Origin of the sequence: Aeromonas sp. Y293-4, assembly GCF_027705905.1 — a bacterium.
GTDB lineage: Bacteria > Pseudomonadota > Gammaproteobacteria > Enterobacterales > Aeromonadaceae > Aeromonas > Aeromonas veronii.
In genome coordinates this window covers 1-4,053 of sequence record NZ_JAPDCI010000047.1, presented here as the reverse complement: position 1 = coordinate 4,053, position 4,053 = coordinate 1, and the positions used below count along the sequence as shown (strand labels likewise).

Here is a 4,053-nt window from a genome sequence, read left to right as displayed (position 1 = left end):
ATGTTTATGAATAATGAAAAACATTATAATTTCAGTCCTGCTGCTGGATTAATTTCCAGCCAGCAACGCCCTAATTGGGTGGTGGATAATCTGATTGAAAAAGGCGAACAGTGGATTATTAATGGCTCGCCCAAAACGGGTAAATCTTTGCTTGCAACGCAGTTGGGCTTGGCTGTAGCCAGCGGTAGTGTATTTTTAAATTGGGAAATTAAAAGGCCAGCGCTCGTATTGTATATGGATTTTGAGGTCAATGACAGATTGTTTTGGCAGCGGTACTACACCATGTCGGCACAGACCAACTTGGGAGATGCAAAAAACATTAAAACATTCTTGCGGTGCGGCGATTATAAATCGACTGATGTATTAGATCCTATGGCATCACAGGCAATAATAGATATTGTCAACGACATTCAACCGGATTTGATCATCTGGGATGTCCTCGCTCGGATGCATAATGCAGAGGAAAACAACAATGGCGAAATGGGTCAGGTGATGCGAGCCATTCGAAAAATCAGCGGCTCAGCTGCACACATCATCGTTCATCACGCAAGAAAGGCTTCGCCTAATGCAGGTGGGGTTAACGCTGGCGTAATGAGCATGCGGGGAGCTTCTTCGATTCATGGTGAGGCCGATGGTGTCATCTCACTGGGGACGCGAGAGGGTCAGGGCGCTCGCTACAACCTGACGTTCAGTGCGAGGGCGGTTGAAACACCTGACGAAATACTCCTTAATCGTATTGGGCTGACATTAGTCAGTGCCATCGGGGAGGAGCGCGACAGGCTGATGGATGGGCTGCTGGAGGCGCTGGAAGGCCAAGCGGTGATTTCTGCCACCACATTGACCGAGAGGTTTTGCCAGTATTTCTCTGTAAAAGAACGGCAGGCAAAAAATTACATAAAAAAATGTGTCGATAATGGTTGGGTGACAAGGGTGGCGACATCTGAACGGACTGAATATGTATTAACAGATGGCATTGCTATCACACATTTAGCAGATTCATCCACATCCGCCAATTAATTGGATGCAATGGTGCAATGAACTACATATATATAAGTATTGCATGTGATATATTGCACCCCCTTAACAATCCCCCGGCTCGATGAGGATAAATCTACTCTTATCCTCATCGGTTGACATCTCGAAAATAAGTAGGTATGAAAGCATCAAGTATTAATTTTAAAAAAATCTAACCCCCCCGTTTGTTTTCAAATAAAAAAGGAATTTTTTCATGAAAACAAAAAAACGGTTTTATTATTTTACTGGCTGGGATTGAACTTCACGCTGCCTCTTTTTCAGTGCACTCTCCTCCTTATCGCCATTTGTAAAAATGCGTCTCATCGGAAGCCGTCTTTACTTTCATAAATTCCACATAGAACTGCGTTCTATGTGAATATATGATCCAGAGTTTAGCAATGCAGGCCGGTCAATAAGAACTCATCTCAGTGTATTAACGGTCAACTCTGAGTTCGTTGCGTATTCCGGCGAAGTTGAACAGCCATTCCGGCCAACGTGAACACCCTGATCCTTAACGCGCTCACGTCATCTCGTTTCTAACTCGACTGTTCAGATTGGGTCAACTCACTTCTCCTCTTCCTCATCGATTCTCCCTTCAGTGACAGCCGGTGAGCGTTGTGCATCAGCCGGTCCAGGATCGCATCTGCCAGGGTGTTGTCACCCAAGCTCGCGTACCACTCTTCAGTTGGCAGCTGACTGACCACTATCGTCGAGTATTTCCCATACCGATCATCCATGATCTCCAGCAGTGCGTTGCGCTGTTCGGCATTCACCGCCTCCAGTCCCCAGTCATCCAGGATCAGCAGCTCTATCCTTGCCAGTTGACCCAACAGTCTGGCGTAACTGCCATCTACCTTGGCCTGGCTCAGCTCAAGGGAAAGTGCGAACAAGTATCCCAAGAACAAAAAATGAAAATTTTAGTCATTTAATATCAATGGGTTACCAGTAAATGCTCTCGTGCCATATGACTTATTCGCACCTTCCCTAAATCGCTTTATTATCGAGTTCGGTGATCGCCTGAACGGTCACCTGTAATGGAGTGGGCAGTTACACAGAATCATTTACAGGCTCAAGATTAAACCTACAATCTACATAATGTAGATTGTAGGTTTAATCATCCCTCCCTGTTCTAATTATCAGAGTTGGGTAATTCAACTTTAACTCATCTGTTATAGACTTTGTTTTAATGTTGTATGTAGTTACCAATATATGCCCGGTATCCAAAAACTTCACATCACCTTTCTCAATGATGTTATTTATCGCTGTTGTTACACCTACATATCCTATTCTGTAGGGACGTTGTACTACTAGTGCAGTGAATATGTTTTTATTTAGTCCATCGATCAATCTTTGACTGACATCAAAACCTATATTAACCATACTCTTGTTCGGGGTTAGTTGCTCTAATGCCAATAGGAGGCTTGACGATGTAGTCTCATTGGGTGTGAATATCCCATCTATTTCACCGGAATATTTAGATAGTATGTCTTTAGTATTTTTTCGGCCTTCTGCAACATTATCTCCAATATAGGGGGCATCGATTATGGTAAGACCTAAGTTTGTTGCTGCATCAATAAATCCTTTTTCTCTAAAATCCGTCGAGGAGACACCTTTTCTTACTCTTAGAACTACTATACGGCCACTCCAGCCCAGCCTCTCTGCCATGAATAAACCAGCCTCATAACCAGCATTATAGTTATTAGTGGCTACTAAGCTTGTAAGTTTAGTATTACCTACACTGCGATCAATGAATACTACTGGGATGCCAAGTTTATGTAGACGAGCTACATCTTTATCATAATTAGCACTTGGTGCTAATACGAGAGCTTTACATCCAATTTCATCTGTCATGTTGACTATTCGCTGTTGCTCTTTTCCATCACTTGATGTTTTTGCACCTCGAAAGTAAATTGAATAACCATAATCACGACCAGCATCCTCTGCTCCGCGTTTAACCTGCACCCAAAACAGTTCTACTGCTCCACCGGGCACAACCTGAACACATGGTTTTCCTATTAATGGTACCGATATGTTGGTTAGACCAAGAAGCATGACAAAAAATAAAGGCATAAGCTTCACCATGATAGTTAAATTATTTTTATTGCTTTGCATTAAAAATAAAAATTAAAATCCATTGTTCCTAATGAAGTATATCTGTAGTTCTCTGTCAGCCAAGAATTTCGTACAGATTATGTTGAAATATGAGTGGTATATCTCAAATTAATACACTTCCCCAGAGGAGTAGCGATCAAGCCCCAAATGTAAGATCGCGGGTGATGCATCCGATCGGTTGAGTTGATATGATGAACTCTTTTGAGACCGACAGCTTCATGGCATCCATCACCGTTCACTGCCCTCGCTGCAACTCTGACCACGTATATCGCCATGGGAAGACCCCTGCCGGCCATGTTCGCTATCGTTGCCCCGTCTGTCCGCACGTGTTTCAGCTCACCTACACCTATGAAGCCCGCAAGCCTGGCGTCAAAGACAAGATTGTTGATATGGCGTTCAACGGCTCAGGTGTTCGTGATACTGCTCGCGTCCTCAAGATTGGCATCAACACAGTCATACGCACCCTAAAAAACTCACCCCAAGGCAAGTAACCTCCGAAAAGGTGGTGCTCGATGACGTGGCACTTATCTGTGAACTTGATGAGCAATGGGCCTATGTTGGCAACAAACAGCATCGACATTGGCTTTGGTATGCTTTTGATACCAAGAGAAAACGAGTCGTGGCATATACCTTTGGCCCACGCAACGATGAGACATGCCGTCGGTTGCTGAGCCTGCTTTCTCCGTTCCAGATAGGCTTTATCACCAGTGATGATTGGGGAAGCTATGCCAGAGAGGTGCCGAGCGAGATGCATCTGACCGGGAAGATATTCACCCAGCGTATCGAGCGTAACAACCTGACGCTCAGAATGCGCATCAAGCGATTGGCTCGCAAGACCATCTGCTTCTCTCGTTCCGTTGAGCTCCACGAGAAAGTGATTGGTGCCTTTATAGAAAGACACCATTTCAACTGATTGGAGTCATTACC

At 44.3% G+C, this 4,053-nt stretch carries 3 protein-coding genes and 1 pseudogene; 2 read left to right on the top strand and 2 right to left on the bottom strand.

Annotation, left to right across the window (positions count from 1 at the left end; translation table 11 throughout):
• Positions 1–1,017 (top strand): AAA family ATPase (locus OKC31_RS21380; RefSeq protein ID WP_270657727.1); only part of this gene is annotated, 1,017 nt, incomplete at its 5' end.
• A 533-nt stretch (positions 1,018–1,550) separates the two neighbouring features.
• On the opposite strand, the pseudogene istB reads toward OKC31_RS21380, so the two are convergent.
• Positions 1,551–1,895 (bottom strand): annotated as a pseudogene (gene istB / locus OKC31_RS21375) (IS21-like element ISAs29 family helper ATPase IstB); the annotation flags it as partial.
• Between the two features lie 229 nt (positions 1,896–2,124).
• Positions 2,125–3,084 (bottom strand): substrate-binding domain-containing protein, encoded by a 960-nt coding sequence (locus OKC31_RS21370; protein ID WP_265784153.1) that lies wholly within the window; start codon positions 3,082–3,084, stop codon positions 2,125–2,127.
• Between the two features lie 260 nt (positions 3,085–3,344).
• Between OKC31_RS21370 and OKC31_RS21365 the strand changes: the two genes are divergently transcribed.
• Positions 3,345–4,039 (top strand): IS1 family transposase gene (locus OKC31_RS21365; RefSeq protein ID WP_270657729.1). Its coding sequence is split into 2 segments (ribosomal slippage): positions 3,345–3,591 and positions 3,591–4,039, totalling 696 coding nucleotides; the frame shifts between segments, so codons are not numbered across the junction.
• The last annotated feature ends 14 nt before the right edge of the window (positions 4,040–4,053 follow it).